This window comes from Faucicola osloensis, from assembly GCF_020041925.1.
Classification (GTDB): domain Bacteria; phylum Pseudomonadota; class Gammaproteobacteria; order Pseudomonadales; family Moraxellaceae; genus Faucicola; species Faucicola osloensis_D.
In genome coordinates, this window is sequence record NZ_CP083409.1 from 1,718,332 (window position 1) to 1,730,107 (window position 11,776).

The window sequence follows — 11,776 nt, forward strand, 5'->3', positions numbered from 1 at the left end:
AGGCACCTTTTTTATTTAACCTTTTGAGTAGCTATGGGTTCATTTATTCTAGGGTATTTTGCGCTGCGACTACGACAATTTCTAATTTCCACAAAGGATTAACCAACTCAGCTTTGACTGTCGCACGGGTAGGCTTTGGACAATCGGCTAACCAATCGCTCCACATGCTATTCACCACTGCAAAATCCGCCAAATCCTTGATAAAAATCTGAGCGGTTAGCAGACGTGATTTGTCGCTATTGGCTTTGGCGAGCATGGCGTCGATATTGTCTAGCACTTCTTTGGTTTGTGTGTGGATATCGGCAGTATCAGTATTTGGCACTTGTCCTGCGAGATACACTACTTGGTTAAAAATGGTAATTTCACTTAGATAGTCATTGCTATCAAATCGTTGAATGTGTGCGGTCATGGTGTTTTCCTTGTGAACGGATAAATGTTACTTATGCGTAGTCTTTACAAATACTATTTACAGGTACTTTTAATAGCAAGTAGATATTAGGAATAACGCTGTAATGATAAGCCGTCAATGCGAATATCAGGCATTTTGCCGAGCACCAAATCGCTGATTAATTTGCCAGAGCCACACGCCATTGTCCAACCCAATGTGCCATGTCCTGTGTTCAAAAATAAATTGCGATACCGAGTCGCGCCAATGATAGGGGTACTATCTGGGGTCATCGGACGTAGCCCTGTCCAAAAACTTGCGTTTGGCAAATCACCGCCTGCGAATAAGTCCTGCGTGACCATTTCGAGTGTGGCACGGCGCTGCGGGTTTAGACTTAAATCAAAACCACTTAATTCTGCCATACCGCCTACGCGAATGCGGTTGTCAAAGCGAGTAATGGCGATTTTATAGGTTTCATCAAGCACCGTTGATTGGGGCGCTAAATCAGCATTGATAATCGGCACAGTCAGTGAGTAGCCTTTGACAGGGTATACAGGCAGATTAAGCTGTAGCGGTTGCAAAAGCGCCCGCGAATAACTGCCCAACGCCAATACATACTGGTCTGCCGTTAATAACTCACCATTTACCATCACCCCTTTAATCGCCCCAGCGTCGACTACCAGTTTTTCGATGGTTTGATTGTATAAAAATTTCACCCCCAGCGCTTTGGCTTGCTGCGCTAATGCTTGGCAAAACAAAAAGCAATCGCCTGTTTCATCATGCGGCAAATGCAATCCGCCAACCAGTTTATCAGTGGCATTTGCCAACGCGGGCTCAATATCAGCCAACGCCTTGCTGTTGTCAATCAGCTTAAAAGGCACGCCTGAATCTTGCAACACCTTAATATCTTGCTGTACAGCCTCTAGTTGGGCGGCTTTACGAAAAACTTGTAAGGTGCCTTGTGAACGGTTTTCGTAGTGAATGCCGGTGTCTTGACGCAGCTGCTGCAGACAGTCGCGGCTGTATTCTGCCACTCGTACCATACGCTCTTTGTTGATGGCATAGCGCTTGGCATTACAGTTTTTGAGCATTTGTAGCATCCATTGTAACTGCCACAGACTACCATCTAACTTGATGGCTAAAGGGGCGTGTTGTTGGAATAACCATTTAACCGCCTTCAATGGAATACCAGGGGCTGCCCAAGGGGTAGAGTAGCCTGGGGAGATTTGCCCAGCATTGCCAAAACTGGTTTCTTGTGCGGCACCCGCTTGGCGGTCAATCACCGTGACTTCTACGCCTTGCTTGGCTAAATAATAGGCACTTGTCACCCCAATCACGCCACTACCCAGTACCAATACGCGCATACCCACCCCCAAATATCTGCTTAATTATCAGTTAATTTCGCTAGTATAAGCAAAGTTTTGCAGTGAATTTTGCTGTTTTTATGCTAGAATTTTGCTGATATTATCGGTTTTATCATGTCAATGATTAAAAAACAGGATTTTCATTTTGCTATGCGTACTTTAGACCGTACCGACCGTTTAATCCTTGAAATCTTGCAACAGCAAGCCAGAATTTCTATCAGCGAATTGGCCGCCAGAGTTAACCTATCAACTACGCCTTGCTCAGACAGGGTTAAGCGCTTGGAGCGTGAAGGCATTATCACAGGTTATCATGCGCGGTTAAATCCAAATTTGGTCAATAAAAGCTTGTTGGTATTTTTGGAGATAAAGCTATCCACCAAGTCAGGCGATGTCTTTGAACAAGTGAGCAAAAAACTCTCAGAAATTCCAGAGATACTGGAATGTCATTTGATTTCGGGTGAGTTTGATTTTTTGGTCAAAGCGCGCCTAAAAGAGATGAGTTCTTACCGTAAGTTACTGGGCAATATTTTAAAACAATTGCCAGCGGCGGTAGAGACCCACAGTTTGATTGTGATGGAAGAGATTAAAGAAAGCTTGCATTTGGATGTGACAGTGACCTAACTGTCATGCAAGCTTCACGATAACTGCTTTGTAATACATGCTTTGCGACAGATGAAAAAAAAGACTGCCAAATCGCAGTCTTTTTATGTTGTCCCGCCTTAGAATTTTGGAAATTAGATTTTTGGAAACTCTAGCGACCAGTGGTTGACGAGTGGATATCGACGCTCACGCCCAAAGGCACGGTGGGTAATCTTGGTGCCAATCGCTGCTTGACGACGTTTGTATTCATTGCGGTCTACCATACTGAGTACTTTTTTCACCACGTCTTTATCATAACCGGCTTCTACAATCGCATCATACCCAAAGTCGCGATCGATATACAGCTCCAGCATTTTATCGAGGGTATCATAATCAGGCAGACTGTCTTGGTCTTTTTGGTCAGGGCGAAGCTCGGCAGAAGGCGGACGCGTAATCACACGCTCAGGAATCACCGGCGTTTCTTCTAGTCGGTTGCGATAGTTGGCGAGAGCATATACTTGGGTTTTATACACATCTTTTAAGACATCAAATCCGCCTGCCATATCCCCATACAATGTCGCATAGCCCACGGCCATCTCTGATTTGTTGCCAGTAGTGATGACTAGATGACCAAATTTGTTGGACAATGCCATAAGAATCATCCCACGCGCACGGGCTTGGATATTTTCTTCTGTGGTGTCGGCGGTGGTATTGCTAAACATCGGCTCTAGCGTATGACGCATGCCTTCAACAGCAGCATGAATCGGGCACACGGTATAAGACACGTTGAGTCGGTGCGCCTGTGCTTGCGCGTCTTGTAGGCTGATTTGCGAGGTGTACTCATAGGGCATCATGACCGCATAAACTTTATCTGCACCCAGTGCATCAACGGCGATACATAGCGTGAGCGCCGAGTCTATCCCGCCTGACAACCCAACCAATACGCCTTTAAAGCCAGAATGATTGACATAATCACGCAAGCCGACAACCAGCGCTTGATAAGTCTCAGCGATTTGGCTCAATGCAAGCGGTGATTTGCGTTGTTCTGATAATATCACTTGACCGCTTTGGGCATCGTGACGAGCAACCACATACAGGGTATGCTGCAAAAATCTTGGCGCTTCTTGCACGATTTTACCTTGAGCGTTGACGACCATCGAGCCGCCATCAAACACCAAGTCATCTTGACCGCCCACGCTATTGGCATACACAATCGGAATATTGTGCTCAGTGGCACGGCTTTTTAATAAAGCCTTACGTTGTTCTTGCTTATTTTGCTCAAAGGGCGAGGCATTGAGGCTGATGATGATTTCTGCACCTTTTTCTTTGAGTGCGCGAATGGGAGCGTCTTGCCATAAATCTTCACAGATAAGTAGTCCGATGGTCAGCCCTTGATAGTCAAACAACACTTGGTTGTGACCGGTATTAAAATAGCGGCGTTCATCAAACACGCCATAGTTTGGCAAACATTGTTTGTGATAAAAGCCTTTTTGCTGACCATTGTGAATGATAGCGACTGAGTTAAACGTGCCATTGGGGTCAATGTGCGGATAACCCACTAGCATCACGATGTCTTTGACAGTGTAGAGCAATTCAAAAGCAAGTTTCACGCGTGAGGCAAGACTTGGACGTAATAACAAATCTTCAGGCGGATAACCCAGCAGTGATAACTCAGGAAAGACAATGATATTAGCACCCTTATCACGGGCATCTTTAGCCAGCTCTACCATTTTTTTGGCATTGTTGATGACATCGCCGACAATAAATTGCTGCTGTGCCACCGCAATTTTTAGCCCCACCATAGAATCTGCTTGGCTAATTGCTTGGCTAGTCGATTGGCTTGATGACTGAGAGGTTGGCTGAGAAACTGATTGAGAAGTTGGCTGAGCAGGTTTTTGAGAAACTGGCTGTGGGTTTGCGGGTTGGTTTGGCGTCGTAGCTTCGGCGGTCATTGACTCACTCGGCAGCTGCGTTGGTACGCTATTATCTGGGGTTAAATCAAGGTGTGACATGAAAAATCCTTCAGTAAAAATTTGTTATGGGGTCGTCCCTTAGTCATATCCGTCTAAAACGGTATGCAAGCATCACGCCGCTATTATAATTATGGGTGGCAACAGCGATGACATTACAAGATAAAATTATTCTACATTATATCGCTTTATGATATGTTTACAATTGCAATCTTTAGACGCTACAACCGAAAAACGCTGCAACTGGTAAAATTAGCTTAAACATAGCATGAATAACCCATCAATGCGCGATTTTTTGCCGTATAATCAAACCTTACAATGCTAATTAACAGGCAGTCATAATTGTTAATTGGCAACGATGGTTCGTTCATTAGACAATGAGGTGAAGCGATGTTTACCGCAATTTTTGTGGTTTTGGTGATTATGGGGCTTAGCTGGGTTGGGATGAAATGGATGTATCCGCGACCACCACAAGGCTATTTACAGCCGCAGCCAGGCGAGAGTACCGAGCTGCGAGCGTGTGATTTTTGCCATCATACGTTAGCAGAGTGGCGAGGGATTATAGAAGGGGATAAGTTCTTTTGTAATCAAGAACACCAAGCGGATTTTCACGCTGGCAAACACTACCAGCGCGCCCAAAATTAGTCGAATTTTATTTTACACTTATTTTACACTAAAGACGTTAGGCAAAACGCGCAACGTCTTCTAACATTTTACCCACCAGGTCTTGCGCTTGGCTTTCGTTTTCTTGATAGCGTTGTAAGTTTTCTGATTTTTCAAACAACGTCAACGCGCACAGTACCAATAATTCTTCTTGGGGTAGCTGAGGCGCTTGGCGGCGTACATCTTGCATAAACTGGTTAATATAGCTTGCCGCACGCTGCAACGCAGGCTCTTCCGATTCTGGGCAGTTTATGGTATAGCTACGACCATTGATCAGGATATCAACTTTTTTAATGCTTTGGGCAGATGCCATAAGATTTTCCTAACGTATTCAAATGTTTTAAACATGAGTAAGGCTGGCTTAAATAAGGGCGGGTCAATTTTCGCTGTCAATTTTTGCCAAGCGCTCTAACACAAGCTTGGTATGCTCTGCCGCAACACGATTTTTTTCAATCAGTTTTTGATTTTGTGCGGTAAAAATCTGTAATTGGTTTTGGGTTTGTTCGTATTCGGTACTTAGCATGTTGTGAGATTCGGCAAGCGACTGATAGCGCTGCTCAAGTGCTTGGTACTCTTCGGCTTGTCTGGCAAGTTGTTGTTGCAAATTTTGCTGCAGTTCTTTGCTGCTATCGAGCTCAGCTTGTACCGCCTGCAGTTGATCTGCGGTAATGGTTGGCTGTGCTTTAATACGGGTTAGCTCGCTACTGGCGAATTGATATTTATCGCGAAGCTTAGTCAATGCGGTTTGTAGCTGGGTCAGTTGGTCAATTAGGGTGCTCATGATATGATGTCTAGTCAGTAATCGAGTGAATAATCAAGTAAATCATCAAGAGCGACGTGATGGGCGCTCATTGACATGAATAGCAAAAGGTTTTTTTGGTATAACTATAGCGTGAAGGCTTAAAATTTGAGTGATACTTATATTATTTTACCACTTTAATAATGCCATAGTTGACCGCATTAAGGCTAGTATTATCTCAATGTTGATATAATTTTTTGTGAAAAAAGGGTAAAGCGATGGATGATTATATTTCGGGTTGGCAAGATTGGACACAAGCATTTGAGGATTGGCACGACATCACAATTAGTGAGTTACATGGGCTAATCTCAGGGGTGCTCAGTGTATGTAATGCGCCAATCGAGCAAGAGTGGCAACTGCTACTGACTGAGCTGAGCTTTACCGAGCTTGAGCCAAAAGCGTTAGAGATAGTGACCGAAGAAGGCGAGGATATGGTGGCGGTGTTAACCGATGATGCCGATAGCTACCAGTTTATGCCGTTGTTGCCCGATGATGACCATCCACTGTATGAGCGTTTGATGGCACTTAAGAACTGGGCAAATGGCTTTTTGACAGGCTTTGGCATCACCGATAGTGCGCTGCGCCCTGAAGAAAATAACCTATTTAATGACTTGGCAAAAATCGGCGCGCTGCGGGTTGATGCGTATGATGAGGCGCTGCAAGGCACGGACAATGCTGAAGGCGAAGTTGAATATATGGAGTTACTTGAGTTTGTGCGTATGATTCCTGTGAGTGTGTCACAAGGGCGAGTGCGTAAATCAGTCGCCAAGTTGCCGCTCATCGCAGGATTTGCCATGAATCGCCCTGTGGGTAAAGCCCAAGGGGTTGATGAGGAGCATTTGGATTTTATTGAGCAGCTACGCGATGACGAGCTCGATTGGGAAGCAGAAAAAGAGACCAATGATGATTTTGTTACCCATATGGTCATAGATGCCATGACAGGTAAAAAGCCGAATTGATGCTAATACCCTATTTCGACTAGATTTACCCTGATAGGGTGTTTTAATGGTTTAAAATTTGAGAAAAATGGAACGACTATGGGCTATCCATCCAATGCCGTAGACTGGTTAACAAAGCTGATTGGTTTTAACACTGTCAGTCGCTACTCCAATTTGCAATTGATTGAGTATGTGGCGAGTTATTGTGAGCAGTTGGGATTGTCGCCACGTTTGACCTTTAATGCCGATAATACCAAAGCCAACCTCTTTGTGACTGTACCTGCGATGGGTAAGGGTGATACCGTAACGACAGGGGGTTTTGTGTTTTCCGGGCATACCGATGTGGTGCCCGTTGATGGGCAGGCATGGGATACCGATCCGTTTGTGGCGACCATTGTGGAAGATAAGCTATACGGGCGTGGGGCTTGTGATATGAAAGGCTTTATTGCTTGCGCCTTAACCCTATTGCCCACTGTGGTGCAAGCAAGCCGCGATAGGATGCTTAACAAACCGATTCATCTGGCACTGTCGTATGACGAAGAAGTGGGTTGTTTGGGTGCGCCATTACTGCTTGCGGATTTAAAAGTGCAAGGGATTAAGCCCGACTACTGTATCGTCGGTGAGCCGACCATGATGAAAATGGTCACCGCGCATAAAGGCATCCAAGTGTATCGCTGCCGCGTGCATGGCAAATCGGTGCATTCATCGCTGACCCCGCAAGGCGTCAATGCCATCAGCTATGCTAGTAAAATTATCAATTTTATTGATAAACTTGCCGAACAATTGCAACAACGTAACGACCAAGACATGGCGTTTGATGTGCCATTTTCCACCTTGTCAGTGGGCACTATTACCGGCGGTACAGCAACCAATATCGTGCCCAACCTGTGCGAATTCACCTTTGATTACCGTAATTTGCCGCACATGAATGAAAGCCAAGTGATTGAGCCGATTCGCGCCTTTATCAAAACCCTTGAGCCTAAGATGCACGCGATTGACAGCGACACGGGCATTGAGCTAACTCGCAACGAAAATGTCCCTGCGATGACCGATAAAGATAGCCAAGCCTTGCAACAGCTCATAGAAAATTTGGTAGATGAACAACATCGTCATAAAGTAGCGTATGCCACCGAAGGCGGGCAGTTTACCAATGCAGGTATTCCGACGGTGATTTGTGGACCTGGCGATATTGGCAATGCCCATAAAGCCAATGAGTTTGTCAGTCTAAACCAATTAGCAAAATGCGAAAGCTTCTTACAGCAAATTCTTCAACAATGCTGTGACAGCCATTAAATTTTTTGGAAATATCATGTCAAATCAATTAACCATACAGTTGTTGCCAAAGCTTCCCCAAAGCGAATTTGCCAAACGCCGTGCCAAACTTGCTGAAGCCTTGCCAAACAATAGCATTGCGATTTTGCAAACGGCTCCCGCGCATATCCGCAATAACGATGCTGAGTACAAATACCGCGCCGACAGCAGTTTTTTTTACCTGACTGGCTTTACCGAGCCAGAATCCGTCATGGTTTTGGAAAAAACCGACCATGCCGTCAACTACACGTTATTTTTACGTGAGAAAGACAAACTACGTGAGATTTGGGATGGTAAACGGGTAGGGCTTGAGGGGGCAACCGCAGATTTTGGCGCGGATAAAGCGATTGCCATTGGCAAAATTGATGAGGTGATGCCGACCTTAATTTTTGGTAAAAAACACGTGTTTGCCCGCTTTAATAATGAGCTGATTGGCTGGCTTAATCAAACCAAGCAACTGCAGCGCGGCGAAGGTGTAGTCGATACCGTCACCAATATTGACAGCCTTATCAATGAAATGCGGCTGATAAAAGATGAGTCTGAAATTGCACGCATGAAAGTCGCCGCCCAAATCAGTGCTTACGGGCATATTCGTGCCATGCAAAGTGTGGCACCCTTGATGCAGAAAAATCAGGGCAATGAAAGCCGACTGGAAGCTGAAGTTAATTATGCTTTTGCCCAATACGGCTGCGTACCCTCTTATAATAGCATCGTGGCTGGCGGCGACAACGCCAATATTTTGCACTATGTCGAAAACGACCAACCGCTGCACGATGGCGACTTGGTGATGATAGATGCGGGCGCCGAATACCAACACTATGCCGGTGATATCAGCCGTACTTTTCCTGTGAGTGGCAAGTTCAGTGACGTGCAAAAACAGGTGTATGATATTGTGCTCAATGCCAATATCGCCGCCATCAACAGCCTAAAAGCAGGCGAGCATGGCAAAATCCATCATGAAACTGCGCTCAAAGTCCTGACCCAAGGCTTGATTGAGTTGGGGATTTTGACAGGCGATGTCGATGAGTTGATTGCTGATAAAGCCTACTTGCCGTTTTATATGCACGGCACAGGGCATTGGCTTGGCTTAGATGTACACGATGCAGGGCGCTATACGGGCGACGACGGTAAACCCAGAAAGCTTGAAAAAGGCATGGTGATTACCGTAGAGCCAGGCTTGTATTTTGCGCATGACAATGCATTAGTACCCAAGAAATATCGGGGTATTGGCATTCGGATTGAGGATGATGTGGTCATTACCGACGGTGACCCACTGGTTCTCACCTGTGACGTACCAAAGACAACGGACGCGATTGAAGCACTAATGCAGCAAAAAGTTGATTTATAGATAGATTTATAGAGGCACATCTATATATAGAGGCAAGGAAAAAAAATAGAAAAAAGAAAAGCCCAAGACTGTTGGGCTCTTTTTGTGGTCAATTGCTAATAGGTGCTTTAGGCATCCGCTGATGGATGTGCCAAATGTTCGATTTTATCTTCGGGCAAGTTTGTCAATAAATGGATGCGCTGAGAGAGTTGGCGCAATACTTGGCTAAAGGCGGCTTTTTCCACCTCATTATCGGCTGATACACTGTCCGTGTCATTGATATGCCAATGTGCGGTCAGTGGGAATTTGCCATCAATGTCGGCATGTTGTTGTAAAGAATTGCACAGCCCAATCACCAAATCAATCTTTGGCGCGTTGTGTTGTAAAAACTGATTGACGGATTTGGGCGCTAAGCTTGCGACATCATAACCTTCTTGTTTTAACACCTCAAGCGTGAATGGATGCGCGCTAGCGGATGGCTCAACGCCTGCGCTATAGGCTACAAAACGGTCACCGCCAATTTTATTCAAAATGGCTTCTGCCATTAGGCTACGGCTAGCATTGTGCTTGCATAGGAATAACACGTTATAAGGCTGCGTCATCAATAAGTCCCTTGTCATCATTCTGCGAACGGTCGGCACGTTTGGGCGTGCAATTTTTGAGAATGAAATTTTACCTTCAATAGCAAAAAATTGCTATCAAAATCCCCACAATTGTGCGAGTTTAAACCGTTGACATTAACCGCTAAGTTTTGCCAGTAATTCGCCATCAAATAGGTGAAAAAATTATTTATTCCAAAAAGTAATATTTAGTATAAAAATAATTTGCGTTTAATGAATTTTAAAAATAACCATTTTAAATATTTGATTTTATTGTATTTTATATAAATGCAGAAAAATAATGACTTGCTTGTATAACTTTTGGTTGGGTTTTGTGAAAAGAAAGTTTGACATTAACTATTGATTCATGAAAAATCTACATACTGCAAGATTCTCGTTGCAATTTTTTCATTTATTTACATTCGATTAGGGAGGGATTATGAGCACTAATCACAAGTCGTCTCATTCCCAGTGGAGCTCAAAGATTGGGTTCTTGATGGCGGCCGTGGGTTCTGCGGTCGGTCTCGGTAGTATTTGGAAGTTTCCTTACATGACAGGCGATAGCGGTGGCTCGGCATTTGTTATCGTGTTTATCATCAGTATCGCGCTCATCGGTTTTCCAGTGCTGGTCACTGAATGGCTGATTGGTCGCCGTGGTCAAAGTAACCCAGCGGCAAGTTTTCGCAAAGTGGCAGTAGCCAATAACACCTCACCGGCTTGGAGTCTGCTTGGCTACTTTGGTATTTTAGCCGCTTTTATGATTTTGTCATTTTATAGTGTGATTGGCGGCTGGTCGCTTAATTACACTTTAAAAGCTGGTCTCAATGCATTTGGTGGTCTCAATGCCGATGCCACTGGCAAAATTTTTGAGACGATGTTAGCCAGTCCAACCGAAATGACGTTGTGGCACACGGCATTTATGGGCTTGACGGCGCTAATTGTGGCAGGCGGTGTATCAGCAGGGATTGAGAAAGCATCAAAAATCATGATGCCTGCGTTGGCTTTTATCCTATTATTTATCGTGGGATATAACGCGATTAATATGGATTTTGCCAAAGGCGCAGAGTTTTTGTTTAAGTTTGACTTGCAGCGTATGCAGGAAGTTGGCGTGGGTAAAGTGCTGATGGCGGCGCTAGGACATGCGTTCTTCTGTCTGTCACTGGGTATGGCGATCATGGTGAGTTATGGTTCATACCTAAAACAAGATGTGGATTTATTGGCAACCGCGCGCACGGTGATTATCTGGGATATTATCTTTTCATTGGCGGCAGGTCTTGCGATTTTCCCGATTTTATTTAGCAATCATCTTGATCCAGCGGCAGGTCCCGGTTTGGTGTTTGTGACCTTGCCAATCGCCTTTGGTCAAATGAGCCTAGGTGTGGTGGTGGGTACTTTATTCTTCTTGTTATTGACTTTTGCGGCATTGACGTCGTCGATTTCAATTCTTGAGCCCATTGTCGAATTCTTGGAAGAAAAAACCCCAATGAGCCGTAAAATCTGCACGCTAGTAGGGGCAGTGGCAACGTGGGCAGTGGGTGTACTTGCGTTATTGTCATTCAATAAATTGTCTGATTTTGCGGTATTTACTATCCACAAAAACGGTAAAGACATCCCACAAGGTATCTTTGACGCACTAGATTATACTTCTAGTAAAATCATGCTACCTTTGATTGGTTTGGGTACCATTATCTTCATTGGCTGGTTTATCAACCAAGAATCGGTAAAACGTGAATTGGGGCTAGACGGCATGAAATGGACTATTTGGCAAATTGTGGTAAAATTTGTCGCACCGATTGGTATCATCGCTGTATTTTTAACGGAGTTACTGGGTTAATCCCAAT

Annotated in this window: 12 protein-coding genes; 6 read left to right on the forward strand and 6 right to left on the reverse strand. The window is 44.7% G+C overall.

Annotation, left to right across the window (positions count from 1 at the left end; all coding sequences use genetic code 11):
* Nucleotides 1-43: 43 nt before the first annotated feature.
* Nucleotides 44-409 carry a RidA family protein gene (locus tag LAJ61_RS07595; RefSeq protein WP_224053436.1) on the reverse strand — a complete coding sequence of 122 codons (366 nt, stop codon included), beginning with the start codon at nt 407-409 and terminating at the stop codon, nt 44-46.
* 86 nt (nt 410-495) lie between these two features.
* Entirely contained in the window at nt 496-1,749 is a 1,254-nt protein-coding gene (locus LAJ61_RS07600; protein ID WP_224053437.1) for a D-amino acid dehydrogenase, read from the reverse strand.
* 150 nt (nt 1,750-1,899) lie between these two features.
* Between LAJ61_RS07600 and LAJ61_RS07605 the strand changes: the two genes are divergently transcribed.
* On the forward strand, nt 1,900-2,370 hold the full coding sequence (locus tag LAJ61_RS07605) for a winged helix-turn-helix transcriptional regulator (RefSeq protein ID WP_224054828.1): 471 nt from the start codon (nt 1,900-1,902) through the stop codon (nt 2,368-2,370).
* Nucleotides 2,371-2,483: 113 nt separating this feature from the next.
* On the opposite strand, the gene LAJ61_RS07610 is transcribed toward LAJ61_RS07605, so the two are convergent.
* Nucleotides 2,484-4,130, reverse strand: a complete 1,647-nt coding sequence (locus LAJ61_RS07610) for an NAD+ synthase (RefSeq protein ID WP_224054829.1) — start codon at nt 4,128-4,130, stop codon at nt 2,484-2,486.
* Between the two features lie 558 nt (nt 4,131-4,688).
* Between LAJ61_RS07610 and LAJ61_RS07615 the strand changes: the two genes are divergently transcribed.
* Entirely contained in the window at nt 4,689-4,943 is a 255-nt protein-coding gene (locus LAJ61_RS07615; protein WP_060996062.1) for a hypothetical protein, read from the forward strand.
* A gap of 37 nt (nt 4,944-4,980) precedes the next feature.
* Here LAJ61_RS07615 and LAJ61_RS07620 read toward each other — a convergent pair whose 3' ends face one another.
* On the reverse strand, nt 4,981-5,274 hold the full coding sequence (locus tag LAJ61_RS07620; protein WP_099833526.1) for a cell division protein ZapA: 294 nt from the start codon (nt 5,272-5,274) through the stop codon (nt 4,981-4,983).
* A gap of 63 nt (nt 5,275-5,337) precedes the next feature.
* Nucleotides 5,338-5,742, reverse strand: a complete 405-nt coding sequence (locus LAJ61_RS07625; protein WP_204156496.1) for a hypothetical protein — start codon at nt 5,740-5,742, stop codon at nt 5,338-5,340.
* Between the two features lie 236 nt (nt 5,743-5,978).
* Here LAJ61_RS07625 and LAJ61_RS07630 point away from each other — a divergent pair, with 236 nt between their 5' ends.
* The 3 genes from LAJ61_RS07630 to LAJ61_RS07640 all read left to right on the forward strand — a co-directional run bounded on the left by LAJ61_RS07630 (nt 5,979) and on the right by LAJ61_RS07640 (nt 9,357).
* Complete coding sequence (locus LAJ61_RS07630; protein WP_224053438.1) at nt 5,979-6,719, forward strand: UPF0149 family protein; 741 nt, start codon at nt 5,979-5,981, stop codon at nt 6,717-6,719.
* Nucleotides 6,720-6,797: 78 nt separating this feature from the next.
* Nucleotides 6,798-7,991 carry an acetylornithine deacetylase gene (argE, locus tag LAJ61_RS07635; RefSeq protein WP_224053439.1) on the forward strand — a complete coding sequence of 398 codons (1,194 nt, stop codon included), beginning with the start codon at nt 6,798-6,800 and terminating at the stop codon, nt 7,989-7,991.
* 16 nt (nt 7,992-8,007) lie between these two features.
* Nucleotides 8,008-9,357 carry an aminopeptidase P N-terminal domain-containing protein gene (locus LAJ61_RS07640; protein ID WP_224053440.1) on the forward strand — a complete coding sequence of 450 codons (1,350 nt, stop codon included), beginning with the start codon at nt 8,008-8,010 and terminating at the stop codon, nt 9,355-9,357.
* A gap of 107 nt (nt 9,358-9,464) precedes the next feature.
* On the opposite strand, the gene LAJ61_RS07645 is transcribed toward LAJ61_RS07640, so the two are convergent.
* Entirely contained in the window at nt 9,465-9,938 is a 474-nt protein-coding gene (locus tag LAJ61_RS07645; protein WP_224053441.1) for an arsenate reductase ArsC, read from the reverse strand.
* 436 nt (nt 9,939-10,374) lie between these two features.
* On the opposite strand from LAJ61_RS07645, the gene LAJ61_RS07650 reads away from it, so the two are divergent.
* Nucleotides 10,375-11,769: a sodium-dependent transporter gene (locus LAJ61_RS07650; protein ID WP_224053442.1), complete on the forward strand. Its 1,395-nt coding sequence runs from the start codon at nt 10,375-10,377 to the stop codon at nt 11,767-11,769.
* Nucleotides 11,770-11,776: the final 7 nt, after the last annotated feature.

Bases quoted from the DNA above. Each gene is read 5' to 3' on its own strand.
- LAJ61_RS07650 (WP_224053442.1), top strand. From the start codon at position 10,375: ATGAGCACTAATCACAAGTCGTCTCATTCCCAGTGGAGCTCAAAGATT.
- LAJ61_RS07625 (WP_204156496.1), bottom strand. From the start codon at position 5,742: ATGAGCACCCTAATTGACCAACTGACCCAGCTACAAACCGCATTGACT.
- LAJ61_RS07620 (WP_099833526.1), bottom strand. From the start codon at position 5,274: ATGGCATCTGCCCAAAGCATTAAAAAAGTTGATATCCTGATCAATGGT.
- LAJ61_RS07595 (WP_224053436.1), bottom strand. From the start codon at position 409: ATGACCGCACACATTCAACGATTTGATAGCAATGACTATCTAAGTGAA.
- LAJ61_RS07640 (WP_224053440.1), top strand. From the start codon at position 8,008: ATGTCAAATCAATTAACCATACAGTTGTTGCCAAAGCTTCCCCAAAGC.
- LAJ61_RS07600 (WP_224053437.1), bottom strand. From the start codon at position 1,749: ATGCGCGTATTGGTACTGGGTAGTGGCGTGATTGGGGTGACAAGTGCC.
- LAJ61_RS07615 (WP_060996062.1), top strand. From the start codon at position 4,689: ATGTTTACCGCAATTTTTGTGGTTTTGGTGATTATGGGGCTTAGCTGG.
- argE (WP_224053439.1), top strand. From the start codon at position 6,798: ATGGGCTATCCATCCAATGCCGTAGACTGGTTAACAAAGCTGATTGGT.
- LAJ61_RS07645 (WP_224053441.1), bottom strand. From the start codon at position 9,938: ATGACGCAGCCTTATAACGTGTTATTCCTATGCAAGCACAATGCTAGC.
- LAJ61_RS07605 (WP_224054828.1), top strand. From the start codon at position 1,900: ATGCGTACTTTAGACCGTACCGACCGTTTAATCCTTGAAATCTTGCAA.
- LAJ61_RS07630 (WP_224053438.1), top strand. From the start codon at position 5,979: ATGGATGATTATATTTCGGGTTGGCAAGATTGGACACAAGCATTTGAG.
- LAJ61_RS07610 (WP_224054829.1), bottom strand. From the start codon at position 4,130: ATGGTGGGGCTAAAAATTGCGGTGGCACAGCAGCAATTTATTGTCGGC.